Genomic DNA, 21766 nt, shown 5'->3' on the forward strand with positions numbered 1-21766 from the left:
TTTTTAAATACTCCGATAAACCTTATAAGGTCGACCGACCTTAGTATAGATTTGCTTTGCTTGAATGAGTTCATTTTCTTCCATAAAGGCAATATATTTGCGTACAGAAACGTGTGATAGTTGGCAAGCATCAGCCAATTCTTGAATAGTGAATGCTTTAGTAAACATTGTAATAGTTGAGGAAATCAACTGATATGTGCTGTCAGATAGTCCTTTTTCTAACAGTATATGTCTTTGGCTTTGTTTATTTGCTAGTCCATTCTTTAGTTGATCAATTTGATTTTGGTTAATTTTATGTTGATTCAGTTGTTCTTTTCTGTCCAAAAAACTTGTTATGCCTGATTCAAATCTTTCGAAAGTAAAAGGTTTAATGAGATAATCAACTATTCCAAAATGAAATCCTGACTGAACAATTTTTCCATCATTAACAGCTGAAATGATAATGACTTCACTGTTATGGTGATTAAGCCTTAGACTTTCCAAAAATTGGATACCATTTCCTTCTTTGATATGAATATCAAGTAGAATAAGATCAATAGTGTAATGTGCTAACTTGTCTAATGCATCACTCACTGAATTACTTGATAGTATTATCTGAAATAGATTGGTTTTTTCTAAATAATTCCTATGGATAAAGTCAACCATGGGGTCGTCTTCAATAATTAATACATTCATTTTTATCCCTTTCTATATGGTGTTGTCATTGAAAAGGTTAGCTCTTCTTGGCTATTGTGATTAGAATAAGTTGAATTTGTATCACTTAATAAGTGTCTAAAGTATTGACTGTTTAATATTTCTAAAATACTTTGGTTAGAAATACTTTTATCAAAAAGTTGATAAGTTGAGATGAGGTAACTGTTACAGTAATCAATGGTTAATATTACTTTTTCAGGTTTTAGGGAGCTAATGATATTAGTATGGATAAATTGGTAAAGCATTAGTGCTTTATGGATTTGATTACTTGATAAGGCATTTGGGATATCGCTAATAGCTTCCACAACAAAATCGGTATTTAATTCTTTATATTTTTCTTGTTCGCCAATAAAGAAACTTGCAAGTAAGGGCTCTTTGACTAGAACGGATAAGGAGTGAACAATCCCATCTTCAGACTCTAGAATACTATCTAAATAAATCTTTAGTTGATCATAATAGTGGATGTCGACTAAGCCATAGATGACATGTAATTGATTCATAAAGGTATGTGTTTGAGCTTGTAATGCAGAAGCATAAGTAGTTGTGTACATTAATTGATCTAAGGTATAGATAGCTTCGGAAGCTTCTCTGATAAAAATTAAATAACCACGTAAGTCGTTATTGACTTGAATTGGTGATACTTTCAATAATAAATCAGTATCATTAACATGTAGTAACTGCTCATGTGTTATATCGTACTTGATATGTGAAAACTCTGGAAAAATATCCTCAATTTTCTTGTGATTAATAGTTTTGATATCATAACCTTTGATAAGTTCTTTTCCAGATTGATTAGTTAATTGAATAATACGATTTTTATTAATTACAAAAACCGCATCATCAATTTGGTCGAGCATAGCATTTCTTTCTTCAAGTAACTGGTAAATTTCACTTGGTTCAAGATTATGTAATTGTTTTTTTAACTTAAAAGAAATAGCACTTGCCAATGCTAGACTGATTAGTATACAAAATAGCAAAGCAGTAGTGTAATTTTTTTTGGATTGAAAGACAACTTGATTTAAGGTTGTTAGTTTTATTCCAACAGCAAGTGCACCAATCTGTTTATTGTCCTCATAAACAGGAATGAGGTATCTTAGGGACTTTCCAAGACTACCCTTAGCAGTTGAGATAACTTCCTTGCCTTGTAAAGCTTGATCCTCATCTCCTCCTTGGAATGGTTTTCCTATTTTCTGTTCGTTGGGATGTGTTAAACGAATTCCATCCATATTCATAACTACCACGTAGTCTAGTTTATAGGTGTTCGAAATATCTTTTGTAAATTGATTGATTTCCTTTTGGGGCTTATTATCAATTAACATATGCTTTATGTCCTTATTCTTGACTAACATTCTTGCGGTTGCAGTTAATAAATGTGTTTCTTGATGTTTGATAGATTGGTAGGTTTCGCCAATCATAATACTATAAAAAATGACAGTTGTCATAGCAATCATAGAAATAAAAATTAATGAAATACTTGCCCATAATGATAGTCTTGGTCTCATGATATCTCCTATTTATAAAGTATATCACATAAATAGTATGGCTATTTGATTAAATTAGTTAAATAAATTGAAAAATTTTAACTAGTTAAAGTAATTAAATAATCTTTTGTGAAAAGGAAATAGTGATTATACTAAAGCTATCACTAAAGGAGGAGTCAAATGGACACAAATGAAAAGATAATCAAGTCAGTAAATGGCATTGACAATCGAAAGCAAGTCACTTTAACATCAATAAGGATTGGTTCAGTACCTTTACCGGTTTATGTTGTTTTAGCTATTTTAATCTTGATAACTGGCTATTTACAACAGCTACCGGTTAACATGTTGGGAGGCTTCGCCGTTATTTTAACCATGGGATGGTTACTTGGTACAATCGGAGCTAGTATTCCGGGATTGAAAAATTTTGGTGGACCAGCTATCCTTTCATTACTCGTTCCTTCTATTTTGGTATTTTTTAATCTCTTAAATCCCAATGTTCTAGCAGCAACGAATATTTTAATGAAAGAAGCCAATTTCCTTTATTTTTACATTGCTTGCTTAGTCTGTGGAAGTATTCTAGGAATGAACCGCAAAATTCTTATTCAGGGATTATTTAGAATGATTGTTCCAATGTTACTTGGAATGGTTACGGCTATGGCAGTTGGTACATTAGTCGGAGTGATTTTAGGACTAGAGTGGCAAAAGACATTGTTTTACATTGTAACTCCTGTTCTAGCGGGGGGAATTGGTGAAGGTATCTTACCTTTATCTCTAGGCTATAGTTCTATTACAGGTGTTGGGAGTGAACAATTAGTTGCACAATTAATTCCAGCAACTATTATTGGTAATTTCTTTGCGATTTTGTGTACTGCCTTGTTGAACCGTTTTGGTGAAAAACACCCAGAATATTCAGGTCAAGGCCAATTAGTAAAAATTGGTAAAAGTGAAGACATGTCTGATGCCCTTAAAGATAATTCAGGTCAATTAGATGTTAAGTTAATGGGAGCTGGTGTATTAACAGCTTGTTCACTCTTTATTGCAGGCGGGTTATTGCAACACCTCACAGGATTTCCTGGGCCAGTTTTAATGATTATTTTAGCTGCTTTGTTAAAATATTTGAATGTCATTCCTCAAGAAACTCAAAATGGAGCAAAACAACTTTACAAATTTATTTCCAGCAACTTCACTTTCCCTTTGATGGCAGGTTTAGGATTACTTTATATTCCACTCAAAGATGTTGTGGCTACCTTAAGTTGGCAATATTTTGTTGTCGTAATCTCAGTAGTCTTTACAGTCATTTTGGTTGGTTTCTTTGTTTCTCGCTTTTTAAATATGAATCCAGTTGAAGCAGGTATTATCTCAGCTTGTCAAAGTGGTATGGGTGGAACTGGAGACGTTGCAATCTTATCAACTGCAGATCGCATGAATTTAATGCCCTTTGCTCAAGTTGCCACACGTTTAGGTGGTGCCATTACAGTTATTACCATGACTGCACTATTACGAATTATTTTTAAATAAACAATAAGAAAGAGGTACTAATATGTCAAAAAATTTAGGGCAATTAGCTTTAGCACAAGCCAGAGAATTTGGTGGTAAACTTGAAATCAAATCAAAAGTGACAGTTGAAAATAAAGAGGACTTAAGTATTGCCTATACCCCTGGTGTAGCTACTGTTTCTTCTGAAATAGCAAAAGATGCAAAACTAGGTTATGAACTAACAAGTAAAAAAAATACAGTGGCTGTTATCAGTGATGGGACCGCAGTTCTTGGACTTGGTGACATTGGGCCAGTCGCTGCAATGCCTGTAATGGAAGGAAAAGCAGTGCTATTTAAAGAATTTGCAGATGTTGATGCCATTCCAATTGTACTGGATACCAAAGATACAGAAGAAATTATTTCCATTGTAAAAGCAATCTCACCAACATTTGGGGGCATTAATTTAGAAGATATCAGTGCTCCGCGTTGTTTTGAAATTGAACAACGACTCATTGAAGAATGTGATATTCCAGTTTTCCATGATGACCAACATGGAACAGCTATAGTAGTATTAGCTGCAGTATTTAACAGTTTAAAACTGATTCATAAGTCAATTGAAGCAGTGAAAATTGTCGTTAATGGTGGTGGATCTGCTGGTCTTTCAATCACTAGAAAACTGTTGGCTGCTGGGGCAAAAAATATTTCTGTAGTAGATAAATTTGGCATTATCAACGAAAAAGATGGTGAAAAATTAGAGCCTCATCATTTTGAAATTGCCAAACTTACTAATAGAGATTTTGAATCAGGAACGTTAGAAAATGCACTAGAAAATGCTGACATTTTCATTGGAGTTTCTGCTCCGGGCGTTTTGAAATCAGAATGGATTTCCAAGATGGCTGAGAAACCAGTTATCTTTGCAATGGCTAATCCCGTTCCTGAAATTTATCCCGATGAAGCTATTGCTGCCGGAGCATATATTGTAGGTACAGGTAGAAGTGATTTTCCAAATCAAATTAACAATGTTTTAGCTTTCCCTGGAATATTTCGTGGAGCATTGGATGCGCGTGCTAAGAGCATTACAATTGAGATGCAAATTGCTGCTGCAAAAGGAATTGCTAGCTTAATCCCAGATGACCAAATTAGCCCAACTAATATTATTCCAAACGCATTTCAGAAAGGTGTTGCAGAAATAGTTGCGAAAAGCGTTCGACAATCCATTATAAGTGACTAGATAAATCTATTTTGTATCAAAAACTCTATGTTAATTTACATAGAGTTTTTTGATAATCTTTGAAATTAGTAATTTATTAAAAAACAAACAAAAAAATGCCAAAAAAATAAAAATTGAATTGAAAAATTCAAGATAAAGAGTATAATAAAAATTAAGTATACTTAATCAATATATGAAGTTAACTAAAATATCAATAATAACTATCATTCTATAGAAATTAGGAGGTCAATGTGACAAAAAATATTAAAAATTCATATCCTACAAAGTTAATACTTCGCTCAACCATGACTTTACTTTGCGCTTGTCTAGCGAGTAATGGTTACAGTGTTGCAGCGGAAACTAATGAAAGTGGATTACAAACTGAACTAGAGAATGCTACAGCAAGTAACAATATTACTGAAAAGCAGCCAAAAGAATTACAAGCTGCAGTCGAATCAGAGTCATCAAGTATAGCTGACCTAACTGAACCAGTTGATAAAAAAGACAACAAAGTCGAGGACACTTTAAGTAGTCTACCATTACTTGAACAAGCAAAGATTATTCATAATCAGGATGATATGATTAAGGATCATCCTAAATTAGATGGACGAGGTGTTCTTATAGCTTCTATCGATTCTGGAATAGATCTTGAACATGAAGCACTTTCTATGGATGACAATATTGACAAAAATAATATAAAAGAGAAAAACATAGGTTCAGGTGGAAATATAAAAGTTCCCTATATTTTTGATGCAATGAGTGGAGATGATAGTATCAAAGATGATCAAACTGAACATGGAATGCACATTGCAGGAATTCTTGTCGGCAATAGTAAAAAAACTGACTTTAAAGGAGTAGCGAAAAATGCCCAACTTTTAGCCTATCGTACTTGGAGTAAAAGTGATGCTGAGAGTTATCAAGGTTCTAATCAATTCTTTGCTATGGAAGATGCAATGAATCGTAAAGCAGATGTCATTAGTCTAAGTATTGGTGAGGTAGGAACAGGTCAAAAAGATGACATTTGGGCTAAGGTTCTGGAAAGAGCAAGAAAAGAAGATGTTATTATTGCAGCTGCTATGGGTAACTATGGGACATCATCTATGACAAATTCTTTCGATACATTAGTTGATGAAAAGTTTCCACAAAAAGATGCATCAACATTGTTATCAGTATCATCAAATGAAAATGTAATAGGGGTTGGAGCCTACTATGATACCCACATGTTTTTACCGCATTTACAAATAAATGGTTTAGATATACCTTATGAAAATATTAACTGGCAAAATTATTTTCATTTCAACCAAGAAAAAAAAGAGCAGATTAGTTTTGAAAATACAATTATTGATTGTGACCAAGATAAGGATACATCAAAATATCATGGAAAAATTCTTTTAGTAAAAAGAGTAAGTGAGCAAGTTTATGATCAATTAGCTACTCTTATGAAATACAAACCCCAAGGGATAATATTAATTAATTCAGCTACCCCAACTACTTATGGTAATTATAAAACAATCCCAGAGATCAGAAGTACTTTATTAGGTGATACTGGTGGGTTATTTAAAGCAACATGGGCTATCAGTATTTCAGAACAAGATGGTTACCGTGTTAGAAGTTATTTGAAGGATAAATTAAATTCAAAAGTTAAATTAAATTTAGAACGAGATCCTAAATCAACAAAGGTATTTGAACATCGAGGGATTTCAGGTTTTAGTACTTGGGGACCAACCCCAACTTTAGAATTAAAACCAGATTTAGTAGCACCGGGTGAAAATATTTATTCCACTGGAAATGAAGGTGGCTACTTTAATGAGAGTGGAACTTCAATGGCTGCACCACATGTCGCTGGTGCAAGTGCATTATTATTACCAGTAACTAAGGAATTGAAAGAGAAATGGAATAAGCAATTTCCAAGTATTTCATTGATTCAATTGAATAAACTATTATTTCAAAATACAGCTGATATCCTTGAAGACTACACAATTCCTGAAGATGGAAAAAGATTACCTTATTCTCCTAGACGACAAGGTGCAGGTGCAATTAATCTGATAAAAGCAGCAAAAAATAAAGTTTTTGTATCCACTGACAATCATAAAGGTGCTATATTATTAAAAGATTTTGTTGAAAAAGAAAAACAATTTTCAGTTGTTATGCGAAATCTGTCAAACACTGAAAAGTTATTTAAAGTAGAAGCTAGTCCCATTTTAGGGCAAAAAACCTATTCAAATTACCGACAACATTTTGATCAGACTAATAAAATTAATTCAGTTCACGCTGTTCAAATTGATGGATCATCTTTATCATTTCCTTCGTATATTAGAGTACCAGCAAATTCTGAACTAACAATTCCACTGACATTGCATATTGGTAGTTTACAAATGGATCAATTTGTTGAAGGATTTATCAGTTTTAAATCCTTGGATAAAAATCAGCCAGATTTAAATATTCCATATCTTGGTTTTTATGGTGATTGGAATAAAGAAAAGATTGTTGATCCGGTGTCCTGGCAAGACGGAAGTAAGACTAAAATGACAGGGATAGTAACTGCTTATCCAACCGGGTTGGATGTTTTTGATTACGTTCCTTGGGGTGTTGACTATCAAAAATGGAAAGCTGATAATAATTATCTTGACGCAGATCCTAGATATTATGTGATGCAATCACAAGGTGGAATTGATAATCACTCAAAAATGAAACTCAGACTAATTTTTATGCGTCATGCTAAAGATTTCCAAGTAGAAATTACAGATTCTAAAGATGAGAAACAAGCAAAGACATTAAAAATTCTTAAAAACGGTCATTATTATCCAAAATATATGGAAAGTGCATATCATGAATACCCCGATCGTTATAAATTGATGTTTGGTGACTATGATTTAGATTTGGAATGGGATGGTAGTGTTTACAATCCTAAGAATAATGAAGAAGTGCCTCTCAAAGAAGGGACATACTATATTAAAGTTAAAGCACGACTTGAAGAGTCAAGGCCGTGGCAAGTTACCTATATACCATTTACTATAGATAATACCCCTCCTGAAGTTTCAATAATTGATAGAAATTCTAAAGAAATTACAATTACTGTTAAAGATAAACATTTGAAATCTGTTTCCCTAGTAAAAGAAAATAAAGTTATTAAGCAATTAGATCCAGATAAGGATGGTAATTATCATATGTCAATCTCTGATAATTATCAAAATCAAGATATTCGATTAAGAGTAGAAGATTTTGGTGAAAATAAAGGGGAATTTGAGTTTGATGACTTATTAAAAGGAGTTGTGAAAGATAAAATTTCTCATTTTTCATTAAATTCAACCATATCTGATAAGAATAGATGGAGTAAAACCCAAATTGCTAGTTCATCTTCACAATTAGGACATAACCTATTAGTGAATTCTGAAGAAACAACTGACAGTTTTTCTGAAAATGATGATGTTGATGATTTAGATCAGTCAGAAGATAACCCTCAAGAATTTATTAGTGGGACTGATTTTCATGACGGTAAAGTAACTTCTTCATATACAGAAGCAACGACTTCAAATAAAGTTAATATTGAGACAGATGAAAATGGGAATTCTTATAGACCGTATTTTGTTCATCTTCAAAAAGGTCAATACCTGATCATGACAAACACAAATGCACTTCAAAATGCTAAACAAGGGAATGAATTATTTCAACCAAGTTGGCAAGAAAAATTTGAATATAATGAATCTGATTACAAAGAAAGTCATTTTAAAAAGATTAAAGTACCAATGTATCAGGGATCCAATATATTAAATGTAAAAGTGTATTTTGCAGATAAAATAATTTTTAATAAAGGATTTGCAGTAAAACTAGATACTAAATTTCCAGAGTTGACCATTAACAATCAAAATATCCGCTATTTTAATAAAGATGGTCTTAATGCAGAAGTCACAAATGACCAAGTTATAGGAGAAATTTCAATTCCTAATAACACTTTACGCTTAGCTGGTGAAATAAAGGATGGACAAGATGGTTGGCGACTATTTATTAATGGTGATATGGTTGATAGTACGATAAAGGATGGTGAGTATGACGATTATTTCCACCAAAATAATAAATCTTGGTATTATGAAAAAACTGTAGAAGATGGTGATTATGTAAAAGTGACAATTATCGATTATGTTAAAAATAATAAGTCATTTTTATTTAAAGTTAAGTGTAATGTCAAAGACAGTGTGGATGGATTAGCAAAATTGCCTGTGCTTAATTCAGATCAGAAAGTACGTGATCACTTAACGGAAACTAACAAAGCGAACGCATCATTGAAAATACCTAAGGAATTATCTAATTTTAATGGACAAGGTATTACAAATCCAGAACAACTCATTAGAGAACTATCAAAACTATTACCAGACTATGGCATTGAGATTTTGAATATGACTAAAGGAAATAAAAACAATTCTCAATATTCAGCGATTATTCAAATTCAAAAAGGAGCATCTAGTCATCACCATCATTTAACTTGGAATGAAAAGGTCGATAAATCAAATCTACAAAAAATTATATTAAAGACAGCAACTGGTTATGATGATGAGAAAGTTTTGAATGAAAAAACAAAGAATTACCAACCTCTATTACCACTTTCAGATAAAGTTGAAAATAAGTCATTTAACTTAATTAACGCAAAAGAAAAGAAGAATGTGATGGACAAGTCAATACTTCCTCAAACTTCTGATTGTCATTCAAAATCTGAATTCTTACTTATGATACTAATTGCAGCTTGTGGTATTCTATGGAAAGGAGATAAAACAAGGAAAAATAAGACAAGTAACTCTCAAAGAAATAATTAGTCAAATCAATATTCTAAATAATTGAATTGATAATTAATAGACAAAAACGAATAATGAATACCTTCAGCTGATTAGAAGTGGTTCGATTATTCGTTTTTTGTTTATAATCCAATATCATCTTTCAGTCTTTTTGTTATAGTTGATCATTTAGTTGGAAATTAAGGTTTTGCATATCCAAATGATGAAAGTATTGACTTACAAATTAAAAAGTGCAAGCTTTGATCTAAAGAATAGCTAATCAGTCACAAAAGTAATGATTAACATATTTTTTGGAAGTCATTTCAGAAGTTAAGTATGGTGTATACAATTTAAAAGTAATAGTCATGAAATTGACTCTAGTAAACTAGAAACAATTCTAAAACTTTGATACAATAGAAAAAAGTGTTAGAAAGTGAGGGAATAATGGAAAATCATAAAAATGAGTATGCTTTAGTTGACAATTCTATTATTTCATTTGTTTGGCGTGGTGCTTTAGTCGGTCTTGTGGCAGGGACGGTTGTCTCTATATTTCGGTTGGCAATTGAGAAACTGGGTCATTTAGTTGTTCTTAGTTATCAAGCTGCCCATCATAATCCTCTTATTTTACTTGCCATTGCTGTTACTAGCTTTTTTATTTTACTTTTGGTTGGCTATCTTATTCAAACGGACTCAGATATTAAGGGTTCTGGCATTCCTCACGTTGAGGGTGAATTGAAAGGTCTTTTGACTCCCAAGTGGTGGAGTGTTCTTTGGAAAAAATTTCTTGCCGGAACATTGTCAATTTCCATGGGTTTTATGTTGGGACGTGAAGGGCCTTCTATTCAATTGGGGGCAATGACAGCCAAAGGCATCGCAGAGGGGCTTAAGTCCACTCGTTTAGAGAAACGGATTATGATTGCAAGTGGAGCTGCCGCTGGCTTATCAGCAGCCTTTAATGCCCCCATTGCAGGTTTACTTTTTGTTGTTGAAGAAATTTATCATCATTTTTCACGTTTGATTTGGATTAGTGCTCTAGTAGCAAGTTTAGTAGCTAATTTTATTTCCCTACACATTTTTGGTTTAAAGCCGGTTCTTGCTATGCCAAAAACTATGCCATTTCTTGCTCTTGATCATTATTGGATTTTGTTAATTCTAGGGGTACTTCTAGGCCTCTTGGGTTATGCTTATGAAAAGGTTATTTTATCTCTGAATAAGGGTTTTGATTTCTTTGGCAAACTTTTCCATCTGCCAAGTCATTATTATCCAATCATGATCCTGTTTCTTGTAGTTCCCTTTGGTTATTTTTTCCCTCAGTTGTTGGGAGGAGGAAATGGCTTGATTATTTCCTTGTCTCAAAATCAGCTCAGTTTAAACCTTGCAATAATCTATTTTGTCTTACGCTTTATCTTTAGTATGCTGTCTTATGGATCAGGTCTGCCAGGTGGTATCTTTTTACCCATCTTGACCCTAGGAGCTCTGGCAGGTTTAAGCTTTGCTTTAGGTTTTAATAGTCTGGGTCTGCTTGATCATTCCTATACTACTTTGTTTATTGTTTTAGGAATGGCTGGTTATTTTTCTGCCATTTCCAAGGCTCCCCTGACTGGTATGATTCTGGTAACAGAGATGGTGGGAGACCTGAAATCATTAATGTCTATCGCTGTTGTCACTTTGGTAGCCTACCTTGTAATGGATTTATTAGAAGGTGAGCCTATCTATGAAGCTATGCTTGAGAAAATGGCCTTAAGTAGACCTAGCGAACTGGTAGAACCAACCCTAATTGAGTTAACAGTGGGTGATAAAATTGCAGGGAAACTAGTTCGTCAGCTAGAGCTTCCTAAGAATGTTTTGATTACAACCCAGATTTACCACAAACATTCTCAAGTTGTTTCTGGTAATACACGATTAAAAAGTGGTTCAACTATTTTCTTGGTAGTCAATGAGCCTGATGTTGGCTATGTCAGAAAACTTTTGATGGGTTGATATGGCCTGACAACACTGGAAGATAAAAAAGACACATCATGACTAGTCATGATGTGTCTTTTAAGTTGTTCTAGGAGGATGGATAAGGGTTCTGCTTGCCTTTACTTTTGCATATTTCTTGCGATATTGACTGGGCGTCAAAAGGTAGTAGCGTTTGAACTGTCGATTGAAATTTGAAAGGTTATTAAATCCAATTTCAGTTGCAATTTCTAAGATAGGATTGGTAGAATTGATGAGCATTTCACAAGCCTTACTTAAGCGAACTTGAATGACAAATTCTGTACAGGAGCTTCCTGTATGTTGCTTAAAGACTGTCATAAAATGGGTCTTACTGTAGCCAGCAAAGTCTGCTAAAAAGTCAATAGTCAAATTTTTATGGTAATTGTTATTGATATAGTCAATTAAGGCTCGAATTTTTTCATTTTTTCGGTAGGTATCGTCAGTATTTTTTCTAAGGACATAGCGGTGCAGATAAAGCAAGTAAATGAATTCATGAAGCTTTGCCTTTAATAAGATTTCAAAATGACGATCTTCCTCTTTGGCTAAGGTAAAAATGGTAAAGAGGCAATCTTTGATCTCATCATAACCCGGCATAGTGGGTTTAATGCAATGAACAAATTTAAAAACACTGTTTTGTAAAGGTTGCAGGTAGTGTAAGCTAACCTGATCAACAATGGAAGATCCCACCATATCTAAATGAAACTGAAAGGTGTCTGTTACATGTTTTTTGTTATCAATAGGATGTATGGAATGCATGCCATTTGGTCTGATTAGAATAATATCACCAGCCTGGCTATTAAAAAAATCATAATCAATGTGGTATCTGGCTGTACCTTCACTGACATAATTAATCTCTAGTTCAGGATGCCAATGAAATAAAGTATCGGACCTACCGTCATTAACCTTAGTGTGAAAAAAACGATAAGGTAAGAGATGTTTTTTCTGTTCTTGTATATTATTTCTTTTGATTCTTGAAATGGACACCTTTATTCTCCCCAAATAACAGTATCATATAATAGTATTATATCAGAAGGATGTCAAAGTTACTTATGAAAAAGCATTTCTTTTTTTTAAAAAAGGTTGATCATTTTTTAGAAGGGGACATTGTTTTAAAATCATATGATAGTATTATGATTTCAAATGATAGTGTTAGCTTTGAGCTTTTAAAAATCCTATACTAAGGTTACTAGGAAGAGGAGGAAAGCAAATGACATATTCATTTCCACAAGGTTTTCTTTGGGGTAGAGCTACAGCTGCTAATCAATCTGAAGAGGGGCTTATGATCAAGATGGTAAGGGCTTAAGTGTTCAGGACGTCACACCAAAGGGAGGCATAGCAGCTAGTGAGCATGATGCTAATTCTTTGATCACAGATCATCCCACTGCAGAGCTCAGTAAACGTTATGGCTTTATCTATGTTGATAGAAATGATGACGGAAGTAGCAGTCTCAAACGTTTCAAGAAGAAATCATTCTATTGGTATAAAGAAGTGATTGCAAGCAATGGACAGTCCTTTTATGAGTAAGTGAATTAGTGTATAGGGATACCTTGGGCATAATCTCCGCTCAAGGTTTTTCTTTACTGGGAAATAAAAATGGCTTTTTGATCAGGATAAAAGTGATTTTTGCTCAGAGAAGGTATTGAGTTAAAAAGCTTCACTAAAACGGTTTCATAGGCTTTTATAGCCTAAATAAGTGTGACAGTTTTATCTTTTTGCTATACTAGAAGTAACAAAGGGAGGAAAATATGCTTGAAACTGTTTCAGAAGAGTTACTGGCTTATCAAGAAAGTCTATTAAAAAACTATCAAGAAGTTAACCATAAGGTTAAGAGTGGAAGCCTTGTTTTTGCAGGAGATTCTATTATTGAATTTTATCCATTAAAAAAATACCTTGGTCGTGAGAGATCAATCTATAATAGAGGAATCGCTGGTATTGACTCTAACTGGTTATTAAAAAATGTTGATGATCACATTTGTGATTTAAATCCTGAAAAAGTATTTATACTGATTGGCACCAATGACATTGGTTTAGGTTCTTCAAATAGGGACATCATCAAAAATATAGTAGATATGGTAGCTAGCATAAAAGCTGAAAGCAGGGAGACAAAAATCGTTTTACTATCAGTCTTACCTGTTTCTGATCAAGAGAAATTTAAGGGAACTGTAAAAGTACGGACAAATGAGGTTATTGATCAATTAAATGCAGATATTGCAGCCATTCCAGGTATTGAATTCATTGATATTAATAGCATCCTCAAAGATTCGCATAATAGTTTAGATGAAGCCTATACAAAGGATGGTTTACATTTGAATCAAAAAGGTTATCAAAAAATTTCTGAAAGTTTGGCTCTTTTCATTTCTTAGTCTTATAGATAGATAAAAAGGACAGATAGCATGACCATAAAAATGATTGTAAGTGATATGGACCGTACATTTTTAAATGACCGTGGCAGCTATAATCGTGACAAATTTATTACTATTTTAGACCAACTTGATAAGAGAAATATTCGATTTGTCGTAGCTAGTAACAATAAGATGGATCGGCTGAATCTGATCTTTAAGGGGCTGATAGACCGGATGCCCTTCGTGGGAGAAAATGGTTCCCATATAGTGGAAATGGGTAAAACTTTGAAGAGACATCAATTGGATAAAAAAGATGTGGCCTTATTTTTAGATTATTTTAAAGATAAGCTTGATACTTATGCTGTCATTGTTTCTGGTAAGTACAATTCCTATATGCATAAGCATGCCATTCCACCCAAGGCTTTTGCTATCGAACCAGAACAATTCTCTCAGTTCTTCTCCAAGATAAAAGTAATTGATGACTTCTCAACTATTGCCCAGGAAGATATTTTAAAAATTTCCATGATGCTCCCTAGTGAGAAGTACCAGGCAATTATGGATGATTTCAATGCTAATTTCAAAGGGAACTTAAGAGCAGTCACCAGTGGATTTGGAGCTGTTGACATTATAGAGACAGGAATTGATAAGGCATGGGGTCTCAGTATATTGATAGATCAGTATGGTGTCAGAGCTGATCAACTAATGGCCTTTGGTGATGGAGGTAATGATATTGAAATGCTTGAATTAGCTAAATATTCTTATGCCATGGACAATGCCCCTGAAAATGTCAAAAAAGCAGCCAATTTTCTGGCACCTCACCACAGTGAAGATGGAGTTTTACAAGTTTTGGAAAGCTTCTTAGCAGAGTCCGACTATGAATAATAATTGATGGAGATTTGATTGTGATCAAGTCTCTTTTTTATCTTCTCTCTAAGATAGAAAATCAGATGATAGTATCACTTTATAAGACTATGACATAAGAAAACGATTATAAAAAGTGATAATATAATCCTAGGAGATTGAAGGGAGCTAAAAAGCAGTGACAAAACAATTATTATTCAAGTCGTGTGGCTTCTGCTGATCCAAAGGTAAATGAACAAACCCAAGGCAATATCTTTGCTTCCATTAAAAATCCTTATTTGCAGTCATCAGAATGGGGTTGGCAAATTGACCCCTTAGGTCTACGCATTACTTTAAATGCTATTTGGGATCGTTATCAAAAACCTCTCTTTATTGTTGAAAATGGCTTGGGGGCAGTTGATAGGCCTGATGATAATGGTTACATTGAAGATGATTATCGTATTGATTACCTGCATGAGTATATTAAAGCAATGAGTGATGCCATTAATAGTGATGGTGTTGAACTCTGGGGCTACACAACTTGGGGTTGTATTGATCTGGTTTCAGCGGGAACTGGGGAAATGAAAAAACGTTATGGTTTCATCTATGTTGATCGTGACAATGAAGGTAAGGGTACACTGAAACGCTCTAAGAAGAAATCATTTTATTGGTATAAAAAGGTCATTGCCTCTCAAGGGACAGACCTAGACTAGATTGTAGACAAACTTTATTTACCTAGACCAATAGACTAAGAAGCTCTGCAGGCTATCAATAGATTTACTATTCTTCAAACTAAAATGAACTCTTTAAGGGTTCATTTTTTTACTGGAAAATTAGGAAGATTGGGAACTATTAGTGTATAATAAAAAAAAGGAGATTTTATGAAATTCGGAAAAAAACAGGTCCTATATATTATCATCGTTTTTATTGCCTGGTTTGCCATAAAAGTGAACTGGTATGCAGGAATGCAAATTATTGAAACAGTCTACAAGACCAGCTTGCCTTTTTTTTATGGAGCTGCCTTAGCCTATATTGTTAATATCGTCATGAGTTTCTATGAAAGTCAGATTAATAAATATATTAAACCTGGGGAATTTTTCAGGGTAAAACGAGCTTTTTCAATGATTTTATCTTACCTAACTTTTGTCATCGTCTTTTTTTGGATCTTTTCCATTGTTATTCCAGATTTGATAGCAAGTCTAAGCACTGTGACACAGATTGACACCAGTTCAATCAAAGATTTGATTAAAGATTTAAGTCATAATAAGTTTGTTGCCAGATTAATTAAGTATGTTGGTGGTGATTCCCAGATTTCACAAACCATTATTGATTATAGCCAGCAATTGCTAAAACAATTCTTAGCTGTCTTAACCAGTATTTTGACCAAGGTGACGGTCATAGCTTCCGCAGTCATTAATGTTTTTGTTGCCTTTGTCTTTTCTTTATATGTCCTAGGTAATAAGGAACAGCTCTGCAGACAGGGGAATTTGTTGGTGGATACCTATACAGGTATTTATGCTCAAAAAATTCACTATTTGGTTGACTTATTGAACAGACGTTTTCGTGGATTTTTTGTCAGTCAGACCATTGAAGCAATGATTCTAGGATCTTTAACTGCTCTAGGTATGTTTCTTTTCAATTTACCCTTTGCAGCTCCCATTGGTGTACTGATCGCCTTCACTGCTCTATTACCAGTAGTAGGTGCTTATATTGGTGTAACAATTGGATTTATCCTGATCATGACACAGTCCTTGTCGCAAGCCATATTCTTTGTTGTTTTCTTGGTTATCTTACAACAGTTTGAAGGAAATCTTATCTATCCACGAGTTGTCGGTGGCTCTATCGGTTTACCTGCCATGTGGGTCTTGATGGCCATAACCATTGGTGCTTCCTTAAAAGGTATTGTGGGGATGATTATCGCCGTTCCTCTGGCAGCTACTTTCTATCAGATCATCAAAGATAATATTGAGAAAAAGCAAGCCATACAAAAACAGAAAATAGATAGAAGCTAGGAAGTTTGCTCAACCTTAATTTTCTTGTCTATTTTCAAACTTATCAGTAAAAAAAGTGAAGAAAAGTTCGAACTAAAAATACTATTATAACTCCTAAGTTGGAAAAGAAACTTAGGGGTTTTATATGTCTTTATTTAAAAATCCTAAAAATAATTTCTTTTTTCGAATAAATAATAAGGAGGTGAAAGTATGTATGCTATAAAATGTACTAATGAAAGTCTTTTACCCAGGGAGAAATTAGTTCGCTTTGGGTCAGAACGGTTAAGTGATCAGGAGTTACTAGCTATTTTACTGAGAACAGGTAACAAAGATAAGCATGTTATGGAACTGGCTGCACAACTTTTGTCATCTTTGTCCTGTCTTTCTGATTTCAACAAGATGTCTTTACAGGAACTTCAGACTTTCTCTGGTATTGGATTGGTAAAATCCATTGAAATAAAGGCCATGTTAGAGTTGGCAAAGCGCATTCTTCAATCACAAACAGAAAATCAAGATCAGATATTATCCAGTCATCAAGTGGCACAAAAAATGATTATTGAATTAGGGCATAAAAAGCAGGAGCACTTAGTAGCCCTTTATCTGGATACCCAAAATAAAATAATAGAAGAAAAAACAATCTTTATAGGAAGTGTTAGAAGATCCATTGCTGAACCAAGGGAGATACTTTACTATGCTTGTCGAAATATGGCAACTAGCCTTATAATAGTTCACAATCATCCCTCTGGCAGTATCGAACCTAGCAAAAATGATTATCAATTTACTCAAAAAATAAAACGATCATGTGACCAGCTAGGCATTGGTTGCCTCGATCACATCATCGTTGGAAGTAATAAGTATTATAGCTTTCGTGAAAGTACAGATATCTTTTAGACTTAAAAGTTATTAACAAAGAAATGGAACAAATCAAGATCCTCTTGACGATAGCCTTGTAAGAGTTCAGGATGCCACTGAACTCCAAGAAAAGAAAGATCATCCTTATCAGAAATAACAGCTTCGATAGTTCCATCACGAGGGTCTTTTGCAATGGTTTTTAAGCCATCAGCTAACCTATTGATACTCTGGTGATGGAAGGAATTAATCAGGACTTTTTCGCCGTAAATAGGAAAGAGTGGGGATTCTTTTTTGATCTCAATATCATGGTAGAGGAAATCAGATGGGGCTTCCTGCCAATGATTATCTATATCTTGGTGCAAGTTACCACCAAGAACGACATTCATCAACTGTAGACCACGACAGATACCTAGTATGGGTTTCTTTTGTTTCATAGCCTCTTTGATGATATGGATTTCATAGATATCTCTTGCTAGGAAAAAATCATCATTGGAAGCCTTTCTTTCCTCATTGTAAAACTTAGGGTCAACATTTTGCCCACCAATCAAAATAATTTTGTCTACTAGGGAAACATAGGTTTTTGCGGCTAATTCATCACCAATTGGTAGAAGTAGTGGAACACCTCCAACTCTCGTAACAGCCTCTGAAAAACCCGCAGGAGCATAGGACCAAGGTAGATCATTTAAAGCAATATTTAATCTTTGGTTGGCTGTAATTCCGATAATTGGTTTTGGCATATTTTCTCCATTACTTATTTATTACTTTGATGCATAAAATATAAAAGTGTTTGCAATTCACTGGTCAAGTCAACATATTGCACAATAATACCTTTAGGAACATTGAGGTGAACAGGAGAGAAACTTAGAATACCACGAATACCAGCATCAATTAATTGATCAGCAACCTCTTGAGCCTGTGTACTTGGGACTGTCAAAATAGCAGTTTCAATGTCTGTCTTGATCACATGTTCTCTAATTTTTGAAATAGCATAAATAGGAATACCATCTGATGTTTGCGTTCCGACAATGGGATTTTCATCAACATCAAAAGCCATGGCAATTTGCATCTTGTTACGATCATGGAAGCGGTAGTGCAATAAGGCACGGCCAATATTCCCACAGCCTACCAACAAAACATTGGTCGTAGAATGATCGTTAAGAAGATCGGCAAAAAAGTTCATTAATTTTGTGACATCATAACCAAAACCGCGACGTCCTAGTTCACCAAAATAAGAAAAATCACGACGAACAGTTGCTGAGTCAATCCCCATAGCATCAGCAATTTGTTTAGAACTAGCTTTTTCGGTTTGATCGGCATGAAATCTTTTGAAGATACGATAATATAAGGACAAGCGTTTTGCAGTCGCTTTGGGAATAGATTTGTCAATAACCACGGTAGTAGCTCCTTTAAAATTTGTATTTTTCAGAAATTTATCTGTAACCATTGTAACAAATACTTTGTGAAAAATGCAACTTTTAGCAAATATATTTTATAAATAATACATTACTATTTTTTATTTAAAAAAGAAAAACCCTCAGTTTTCACTAAAGGTTTAGATAGCTTAAAGTATTCTGTTTCTATTTTACTAAAGAAAAGTAGTAGTCTGCCAGTTTCGCCGCTCTTTTATCATTCTAGACAAATTTTTTAGAGGGGGCCAACTAGAAAAACCCTTTTGCTTACACAGATTCTTTTGTAAAAATATCTCTTTCAACAAGGCTATCCATCAGAAAATAAAATTTATCCTGAAGAATTTTGTGCTTGTCCGATTTAAAAATATTAACCAATCTCAATCCAGATTTGTCAGTAATAGCTAACTTAAATGCAGAAAGGTCCTTATTAATAGTGATTTTCAAGGGGAAGCCGTCACCTGAATTAGGGATTTCTTCAAGAAGACGTGTTAACTCATAATGACCTATCTTAGTTTGAATGAAAGTAGTATCTCTTAAGGTGTATTTTTTTATCTTAGGGCTAATTGCATAGCTATAAAGACAATCCGGTAAGGCTATTTCTTTTTCAAATGCCATTTTATCCTCCAATTATTTTTTTTATCTCTTTCACTAATAAATGAACCTCATCAACTGTGTTTTGTTCAGAAAATGAAATTCTTATTGATTCTGATAATTCCTTAGCATTCTTACCATAGTAGGCTTCTAAAACATGACTAGGTTCTACAGTCCCTGCGGTACAGGCTGATCCCGTAGAAATAGCAAAGCCTGCAAGATCCAATCGTGTCAGTAAGATACTATTTTGACAAGCAGGAAAACCGATGTTAATCACGTGAGGCAATGACTGCTTACTTTTGTTTAGATAGTAGTTGTCACCTTCTAGGGATTCTAGAAAGCTATCATGCAGTTTGGTGATATGCTTACTGTTTGATTCCAAGTGGGAGTAGGTATCCTTTAAAGCTTGGCACATTCCAACAATTGAAATAAGGTTCTCTGTGCTGGCTCTTCTTTGATCTTCTTGATCACCCCCATGTAATAATGGGTCAAAGTGAAGAGAATTGGCATATAAGAAGCCCACCCCCTTAGGTCCATGGAATTTATGAGCAGAGGCAGAAAGAAAATCTATTCCCAATTCTTCAGGTTCAACAAGAGCCTTACCGACCAATTGAACAGCATCAACGTGAAAGGCAGCCCGATGTTCTTTTAAGACTTGACCAACTTCCTGGATGGGTAAGAGATCACCCGTCTCATTATTAGCAGCCATCATACTGACAAGAATCGTATCTTCTCTTAAGGCTTGCTTGACCTCTTGGGCGGTGATCTGACCATTTTGAGGGCTTAGATAGGTAACCTCAAAACCAAAGCGCTCTTCTAGATAAGACATGGTCTTTAAAACAGAATGGTGTTCAATAGAAGTGGTGATAAGGTGTTTACCCTTATCTTGGTTTGCTAGGGCATAGCCCTGAATAGCTGTATTATTTCCTTCTGTTCCTCCCGAGGTGAATATAATAGATCTCTCCTTAACTTTCAGTAATTCAGCTATTGTTTGACGACATTCCCTTAAAGTTTTATTGGCTTGTCGTCCTAGTCTATGAATACTGGAAGGATTTCCATAATTGTCAGCCATGACTTCTGTCATGGCTGAGATTACAGTGGAGGTTAAGGGAGTTGTTGCAGCATTATCAAAATAATAGATCATTTTTATTTAGTAGATTCTTTGTAGTAAGAAAATAGTGGACTAAGTGGACGACGTTCATGAATCAGAATAATGGCTTGGGCGATGAGTTCACTTGCAGTGATGTAGGTCACATTTTCAGGTTTGCGATTTTTATTTTTAACAGAGTCGGTTACTAGAATTTCTTTAATTGGTGCAGCTTCAAGAATTTCTGCAGCCCCACCAGCTAATAGGGCATGACTAGCCACAGCATAGATATCAGTAGCTCCTGCACGCTCTAAGATTTTTGCAGCTTCTGCAAAAGTTTTTCCTGTATTGAGGATATCGTCAATAATGATGGCTTTTTTACCTTCAACATCACCGATAATATAGCCCTCTTCACGTTCAGTATCATCTTGGGCATAATCAATAATGGCAATCGGTGCATCCAAATACTCAGCTAGACCTCTTGCTCGTTTAATACCAGAATTTTTAGGGCTGACAATAACAACCTCGTCACCAGATAAGCCTTTTTTACAATAGTGTTCAGCAAACAAAGGAATAGTAAAAAGATTATCTACAGGAATATCAAAGAAACCTTGAACTTGAACAGCGTGCAAATCAAGGGTCAATACACGATCAATACCAGCCTTGGTTAACATATTGGCAACTAATTTTGCAGTAATGGGTTCACGTGACTTAGCAATGCGATCTTGACGAGAGTAGCCAAAATAAGGGAGAACAACATTGATTGAATTTGCACTAGCTCTCTTACAAGCATCTATCATAATTAGAAGCTCCCATAGGTTGTCGTTAACTGGGAAGCTTGTCGATTGGATAATATAAATATCATCTCCACGGACCGTCTCATCAATATTAATCATGATTTCTCCATCTGAGAATTGACGGGAAGAAATCTTTCCAAGTGGAATTCCAGTTGCTTCAGAAATTTTTTCAGCAATAGGAAGATTAGAAGTTAGTGAAAACAGTTTGATTTGCTTGTCAGCATATCGTTCAGTCATGATAGCATTCGCTC

Annotated in this window: 16 protein-coding genes and 2 pseudogenes; 10 read left to right on the forward strand and 8 right to left on the reverse strand. The window is 34.3% G+C overall.

The window, feature by feature from the left end:
- Positions 1-3 precede the first annotated feature (3 nt).
- Positions 4-675: a response regulator gene (locus HBN42_RS01080; protein WP_165992889.1), complete on the reverse strand. Its 672-nt coding sequence runs from the start codon at positions 673-675 to the stop codon at positions 4-6.
- 2 nt (positions 676-677) lie between these two features.
- Positions 678-2195: a Spo0B domain-containing protein gene (locus tag HBN42_RS01085; RefSeq protein WP_165992891.1), complete on the reverse strand. Its 1518-nt coding sequence runs from the start codon at positions 2193-2195 to the stop codon at positions 678-680.
- Positions 2196-2354: 159 nt separating this feature from the next.
- On the opposite strand from HBN42_RS01085, the gene HBN42_RS01090 reads away from it, so the two are divergent.
- The 4 genes from HBN42_RS01090 (at position 2355) to HBN42_RS01105 (ending at position 11606) form a co-directional block, all read left to right on the forward strand.
- Positions 2355-3692: a 2-hydroxycarboxylate transporter family protein gene (locus tag HBN42_RS01090; protein WP_207927379.1), complete on the forward strand. Its 1338-nt coding sequence runs from the start codon at positions 2355-2357 to the stop codon at positions 3690-3692.
- 22 nt (positions 3693-3714) lie between these two features.
- Complete coding sequence (locus tag HBN42_RS01095; RefSeq protein ID WP_165992893.1) at positions 3715-4881, forward strand: NAD(P)-dependent malic enzyme; 1167 nt, start codon at positions 3715-3717, stop codon at positions 4879-4881.
- A gap of 230 nt (positions 4882-5111) precedes the next feature.
- Positions 5112-9668 (forward strand): S8 family serine peptidase, encoded by a 4557-nt coding sequence (locus HBN42_RS10185; protein WP_328804274.1) that lies wholly within the window; start codon positions 5112-5114, stop codon positions 9666-9668.
- A gap of 402 nt (positions 9669-10070) precedes the next feature.
- Positions 10071-11606 (forward strand): ClC family H(+)/Cl(-) exchange transporter, encoded by a 1536-nt coding sequence (locus HBN42_RS01105; protein WP_165992896.1) that lies wholly within the window; start codon positions 10071-10073, stop codon positions 11604-11606.
- A 60-nt stretch (positions 11607-11666) separates the two neighbouring features.
- Here HBN42_RS01105 and HBN42_RS01110 read toward each other — a convergent pair whose 3' ends face one another.
- The gene (locus HBN42_RS01110; protein WP_413251921.1) at positions 11667-12584 is read right to left on the reverse strand and encodes an AraC family transcriptional regulator; all 918 of its coding nucleotides are present in this window, start codon (positions 12582-12584) and stop codon (positions 11667-11669) included.
- A gap of 402 nt (positions 12585-12986) precedes the next feature.
- Between HBN42_RS01110 and HBN42_RS09955 the strand changes: the two are divergent.
- The 6 genes and pseudogenes from HBN42_RS09955 to radC all read left to right on the forward strand — a co-directional run.
- A pseudogene (locus HBN42_RS09955) lies at positions 12987-13130 on the forward strand (family 1 glycosylhydrolase); the annotation flags it as partial.
- Between the two features lie 221 nt (positions 13131-13351).
- The gene (locus tag HBN42_RS01120) at positions 13352-13969 is read left to right on the forward strand and encodes an SGNH/GDSL hydrolase family protein (RefSeq protein WP_165992900.1); all 618 of its coding nucleotides are present in this window, start codon (positions 13352-13354) and stop codon (positions 13967-13969) included.
- Between the two features lie 30 nt (positions 13970-13999).
- Complete coding sequence (locus HBN42_RS01125; protein WP_165992902.1) at positions 14000-14830, forward strand: Cof-type HAD-IIB family hydrolase; 831 nt, start codon at positions 14000-14002, stop codon at positions 14828-14830.
- 167 nt (positions 14831-14997) lie between these two features.
- Positions 14998-15501 (forward strand): annotated as a pseudogene (locus HBN42_RS01130) (family 1 glycosylhydrolase); the annotation flags it as partial.
- 168 nt (positions 15502-15669) lie between these two features.
- On the forward strand, positions 15670-16800 hold the full coding sequence (locus tag HBN42_RS01135; protein ID WP_165992904.1) for an AI-2E family transporter: 1131 nt from the start codon (positions 15670-15672) through the stop codon (positions 16798-16800).
- Positions 16801-16989: 189 nt separating this feature from the next.
- Positions 16990-17670: a RadC family protein gene (gene radC, locus HBN42_RS01140; protein WP_165992907.1), complete on the forward strand. Its 681-nt coding sequence runs from the start codon at positions 16990-16992 to the stop codon at positions 17668-17670.
- Positions 17671-17672: 2 nt separating this feature from the next.
- On the opposite strand, the gene HBN42_RS01145 is transcribed toward radC, so the two are convergent.
- The 5 genes from HBN42_RS01145 to HBN42_RS01165 form a co-directional block, all read right to left on the reverse strand.
- Positions 17673-18368 carry a gamma-glutamyl-gamma-aminobutyrate hydrolase family protein gene (locus HBN42_RS01145; protein WP_165992909.1) on the reverse strand — a complete coding sequence of 232 codons (696 nt, stop codon included), beginning with the start codon at positions 18366-18368 and terminating at the stop codon, positions 17673-17675.
- Positions 18369-18382: 14 nt separating this feature from the next.
- Complete coding sequence (locus HBN42_RS01150; RefSeq protein WP_165992911.1) at positions 18383-19024, reverse strand: redox-sensing transcriptional repressor Rex; 642 nt, start codon at positions 19022-19024, stop codon at positions 18383-18385.
- 283 nt (positions 19025-19307) lie between these two features.
- The gene (locus tag HBN42_RS01155) at positions 19308-19655 is read right to left on the reverse strand and encodes a DUF1831 domain-containing protein (protein ID WP_165992913.1); all 348 of its coding nucleotides are present in this window, start codon (positions 19653-19655) and stop codon (positions 19308-19310) included.
- Position 19656: 1 nt separating this feature from the next.
- Positions 19657-20775, reverse strand: a complete 1119-nt coding sequence (locus HBN42_RS01160) for a cysteine desulfurase family protein (protein ID WP_165992915.1) — start codon at positions 20773-20775, stop codon at positions 19657-19659.
- 2 nt (positions 20776-20777) lie between these two features.
- The gene (locus HBN42_RS01165; RefSeq protein ID WP_165992917.1) at positions 20778-21752 is read right to left on the reverse strand and encodes a ribose-phosphate diphosphokinase; all 975 of its coding nucleotides are present in this window, start codon (positions 21750-21752) and stop codon (positions 20778-20780) included.
- Positions 21753-21766: the final 14 nt, after the last annotated feature.

The sequence above is a fragment of the Streptococcus catagoni genome (genome assembly GCF_011421425.1).
GTDB lineage: Bacteria > Bacillota > Bacilli > Lactobacillales > Streptococcaceae > Streptococcus > Streptococcus catagoni.

Bases quoted from the DNA above. Each gene is read 5' to 3' on its own strand.
- HBN42_RS01090 (WP_207927379.1), top strand. From the start codon at position 2,355: ATGGACACAAATGAAAAGATAATCAAGTCAGTAAATGGCATTGACAAT.
- HBN42_RS01160 (WP_165992915.1), bottom strand. From the start codon at position 20,775: ATGATCTATTATTTTGATAATGCTGCAACAACTCCCTTAACCTCCACT.
- HBN42_RS01165 (WP_165992917.1), bottom strand. From the start codon at position 21,752: ATGACTGAACGATATGCTGACAAGCAAATCAAACTGTTTTCACTAACT.
- radC (WP_165992907.1), top strand. From the start codon at position 16,990: ATGTATGCTATAAAATGTACTAATGAAAGTCTTTTACCCAGGGAGAAA.
- HBN42_RS01125 (WP_165992902.1), top strand. From the start codon at position 14,000: ATGACCATAAAAATGATTGTAAGTGATATGGACCGTACATTTTTAAAT.
- HBN42_RS01080 (WP_165992889.1), bottom strand. From the start codon at position 675: ATGAATGTATTAATTATTGAAGACGACCCCATGGTTGACTTTATCCAT.
- HBN42_RS01120 (WP_165992900.1), top strand. From the start codon at position 13,352: ATGCTTGAAACTGTTTCAGAAGAGTTACTGGCTTATCAAGAAAGTCTA.
- HBN42_RS01155 (WP_165992913.1), bottom strand. From the start codon at position 19,655: ATGGCATTTGAAAAAGAAATAGCCTTACCGGATTGTCTTTATAGCTAT.
- HBN42_RS01145 (WP_165992909.1), bottom strand. From the start codon at position 18,368: ATGCCAAAACCAATTATCGGAATTACAGCCAACCAAAGATTAAATATT.
- HBN42_RS01095 (WP_165992893.1), top strand. From the start codon at position 3,715: ATGTCAAAAAATTTAGGGCAATTAGCTTTAGCACAAGCCAGAGAATTT.
- HBN42_RS01105 (WP_165992896.1), top strand. From the start codon at position 10,071: ATGGAAAATCATAAAAATGAGTATGCTTTAGTTGACAATTCTATTATT.
- HBN42_RS01085 (WP_165992891.1), bottom strand. From the start codon at position 2,195: ATGAGACCAAGACTATCATTATGGGCAAGTATTTCATTAATTTTTATT.
- HBN42_RS01135 (WP_165992904.1), top strand. From the start codon at position 15,670: ATGAAATTCGGAAAAAAACAGGTCCTATATATTATCATCGTTTTTATT.